This is a genomic window from Aliivibrio sifiae, from assembly GCF_002954705.1.
Lineage (GTDB): Bacteria > Pseudomonadota > Gammaproteobacteria > Enterobacterales > Vibrionaceae > Aliivibrio > Aliivibrio sifiae_A.
In genome coordinates this window covers 818955-823094 of record NZ_MSCO01000001.1, presented here as the reverse complement: position 1 = coordinate 823094, position 4140 = coordinate 818955, and the positions used below count along the sequence as shown (strand labels likewise).

The window sequence follows — 4140 nt, the reverse complement described above, 5'->3', positions numbered from 1 at the left end:
TGGCCGTAAGGGTTGGTTTAAGTTTAGATAATAGATAGTAAAAAGCCGCAGGGAATGCGGCTGATGTTGAGGGATCGGGTTTAGGCTGGATCCTTTTTTGTGGGTGGAATGTAATTACTGGACAATAATAAGTTAGTAACTGTACTAAATGAACAAAAAATAGATAGCTTAAGTATGAAAATTCAATAGGAAAAGACTCAAAACTAGCCATAAAAATTAATCAAAACAGTCCATACATTTTTATCTCCAACAACACACTATCTAGCATTAGTTTAAGGTAGAAAACTCTATCTACATCATTTCAATTTCATCTTCCCTAAACCAACCAGACTCTAAACTCTTCCGCTTAACAGCTTCAGGATCTTTTGTATATGCAACGACAGCTAAGCTCTTTTCTGCCCTACTACATATCACATAAAATAACCTTCTAGTTCTTGATAAAACAGAGTCTTTACCTTCGGATTGATTTCGTATATCCGTCTGGGATAACTCTTGAGCACCAAATAGTTTTTCATAGCGGAACAAAAATCCATTTGCATTATTATCGTCCATAATTGCCATAACACGCTCAAACTCTAACCCTTTAACCCCTTGATGTGTTCCATACCCTAATTCTTCATTAATATAAAGAGCATAGTTTTCCAAATGACTGATAGGGGCTAAAAAAGCCTGATTCCACGCAATTGACCGTTTGCTTAAATTCTCCTCTTCCTCATCGTTTGTCTCGTCAGATGAACCTACAAGAAGAACATTTAGTTCATCAGGAATGTAAAGTAGCTTGCAATCTTTTATCAAACGCAAAACCTGTGCTACAGGAGGATCAAGTTCCGAGACTATGACTCTTACTTTATCAACTGACTTATCTGTATTCTTAAGAGTCAATATTGGATCTAAGCAAAAATCTACGTTATTGGAGCTAATAACTCCAGAGTACTTTTTGATAATACTTGCAATAGCAAACTCATCTCGAACTCGAATAGCCTTAACAAGAGGTAACAGGCTATTGCACAAAAACCTTAAAGAAACATTTGTTCCGTTAAGTAAGGAATCTCTCAGACTGTCAACTGTTGCAAGTGGCAAATAAAACTTATCGAAGTTCCCCCTGATAGCTGCCATTGCATGTTCCAAAGTAAGAGCTTTTATCTTATTTGGTTCAAGCCAAAAAGAATCATCTGAAATAGCTGACATCTTAGCTCTAATTGAAGCTTCTACATCTCGCTCACACGCAGTATCAGAATCAATAATAAACAACCTAACGATTCCAAGCGACGCTCCTGCTTTTGGCTCCTGCTTTTTCTTATCATCCTCTTCGCGAATACTGTTAATTAACTCTATTACTCGCTGCGGACAGCGGTAATTGATCGTCTTTGATGGGGTCTTCCAATCTTCAGGCAATGAGGATTCAAGATCATGTTTTCCTCCTCCATAAATCCTTTGCATGAGATCTCCAAATAACCCAAGAGAAAACTTCGAACAATTCAAACTTTGAGTTTGAATGAAAGCCTCCATGAGCTCTTTTCTAGTGTCCTGACTTTCATCTATTAAAAGTATAGGATACCTATTCGTAAGTATATTTTGGAGTAACGGACTCTCATTCAATAGAGTTGCAGTAATCTGTATAACTTCTTCATGAGAAACCGTACCTCTTTCGACTCTATTACTTGTAGGCGAGTACGAAAATTTTTTAATCAATCGTAATTCGTCTAATCTCGTAGCTTTAGACTCTCTTTTTCTAATATTTTGCTGAGCTGTCTTACCGTTGATGTCTCTGGCTTTCGAGATTTTTAAGTTAAGATCCTCGATATCGGCACTAAGTTTTGTCTTAAGCCACCCTTTAATATCTTCGGTAAACGGTTTAATCATCTCCCAAACAAAGCTATGGATTGTGGATACGTGAAACAATGGGTCATAAGACAAGCGTCGTTGGATTTCGTTACACGCCGCATTGGTATATGTTATGACCCCGACCCGTTGACCATTTTGGATAAGACGACCTAAGTTTTTCTCTCGTATTTCTTGTAATACATTTACTAGAGTTCTAGTTTTACCTGAACCAGCACCAGCAAATAATAGAAAGCTCTTGGGGTTATCAAGGTTTAGGTATCCGTAGATTTCATGATCGACCCCGATTAGGCTGTTAGGCTTACTCACCAACCATTTCCTCCATAATTTTAGAGGCTTGATTTTCTGGTACCCATGTATAGTCTAAGCTCATCGTCTCTAGCTCACTCTCTAGCCAAACCAATCCCTCGCTTATATACTCTGGGACAAGCAGTTCGTTAGGTTCAACATCAAATAGTAGATCTAAAGCCATTTTTGCTTTCTCTCCATCGAGAGCTTTATACATAGCATTGCAACAAGCATTTAGTGTTTTCATTTTTGTAGCTAAATGCATTTTCTTTACCATTCCAGTTGAGTTACTTAGCTTCTTAAATAGCTCGACGTTCGTCAGAGCTACTGCATCTTCGAACGTATAAGGAATAACTTCTTTCAGCATTCTCGCTTTCGACTTAAATTTAATCTGAATACCATATTGGAAAGATACGCGAACGTTACCTTGAACTTTTCGCTCAGACGGTAGGTCAATCAGGTCGTCCAAAGTCAACTTACTAAAATCAAACCAAGTTTTTAATGTTTCACTGCCAAACTCTAAAGACGCTCCTCTTTTCGGGCGCGCTTTTTTCCCTAGAGAGTCACATGCATCAGTATCGGTAATGACTAGTGTTGGCAAACCTAGCAGTTCAATTAGAGGACGTAATCTTTGCGCATGAGCACCACCAATTTCCAATATTGAAATATAGCTTCGTCTCAAATCCTGATGATGATTGGAAATGAAATGTGGTAGAAGCATCCGTTCCGCAGCCCCCTCTACCAGAATCACCCCATTAGCAAAAAACAAGTCGCAATGAGTTGTCTTTAGATACCTTGAAACAAATTTGTTCGTGGACGATACATCAGTTTCATTTTTATTCTCGGAGGGGAAAACTGTCGCAAGGTTCACCACTTCAGCTTGAGGAGTAGGTTGTTCTCTAGAAGCAGGTTTTCTTTTGAAATAACGAAGGGATTCAAAACCTGCTTCATAAGCAACGTAGCTAGAGTGAGTACTAATAACCATTTGGGTCGTCAGATTAGCTTCAACGGCTCCATACTCTCTGAGTACCTTATAAGCTTTACGAACAAAAACCTGTTGTACTTGAGCATGGAGATGAGCTTCTGGTTCTTCAACCAAAACTAAATGAATAGGTTCAATCGCCGTATCTTCTTCCGAGCGCTTTTTCCCTACTTTTCCGACCTTCAACCAACGATCTCGGAAAGTAATCAACTGAAAAATTATATGGATCAAGTTTTTGTAACCCAATCCATTGTATTGCTCAGGAAGAGAAAATGTATTGTCACCGAAATTCTGTTTTCTCACGTCAAAGATTACAGCAGCATCATGCTCTAAAGTATCGATTGGATTCAACCGGCTCGATAGCTTAATATCAGGATCGGTAAACCCTGGATATCCAAGTTCCTTTATCTCGCCAAGAGTTTTTTCAAAGGCTTTATCCAATCGAGAATCAAACTCGATTTGAGCCTTTTCAACTGCCTCTAACGCATCTAAATCTTCAGCTTCAGGCATATCAGATGGATTTAAATGACGCTTGTAATATTCATTTAGTTGTGAAGATAGACTGCTAGCTGGCTTTCCTAAATCGGAGTGAGGGTCAGAAAAGCCTCTTTGCGCTTCAATTGTATCGACTCGAAAAATACCTTTAAATGGATCAGAATCAAAACAGATTGCGTCATTTGTTAGCGTTTGTGTTATATCTCTCTTAGCAGGGTCAAGTAAGAACGCTTTGATTTCAAATTCAACATGTAGTTTTTCCTTGAGATAATCTTTAAAATCTCTTGGCCAAAGTGATAGTTGTTTCTCACCATTCACTTTAACTACAGCTTCACGCTCACGTACGTAATTTTCCCGTAACTTATCCAAATTTTTGGGCTGATATACCAAGCGAACCCCCAAAGGCTCGCCATTCCACTTCAACGTAGGTATCAAGTGAGAAACTCTCTGAACCTCACTAACGTCCGCTTCAATCCAAACATCCAACGACGGACAATAAGGTTGCCAATTTAATAAATCTAATCCAATAAAAG

General features: G+C 38.6%; 3 protein-coding genes. All 3 read right to left on the bottom strand.

The window, feature by feature from the left end:
• On the bottom strand, nucleotides 1-211 hold a 211-nt coding region (locus BTO22_RS20065), incomplete at its 3' end, for a hypothetical protein (RefSeq protein ID WP_219843866.1).
• A gap of 80 nt (nucleotides 212-291) precedes the next feature.
• On the bottom strand, nucleotides 292-2151 hold the full coding sequence (locus BTO22_RS03750) for a UvrD-helicase domain-containing protein (RefSeq protein WP_105054330.1): 1860 nt from the start codon (nucleotides 2149-2151) through the stop codon (nucleotides 292-294).
• The coding region (locus tag BTO22_RS03745; protein WP_105054329.1) for an ATP-dependent nuclease at nucleotides 2144-4140 on the bottom strand (1997 nt) is incomplete at its 5' end. The genes BTO22_RS03745 and BTO22_RS03750, both read right to left, overlap by 8 nt.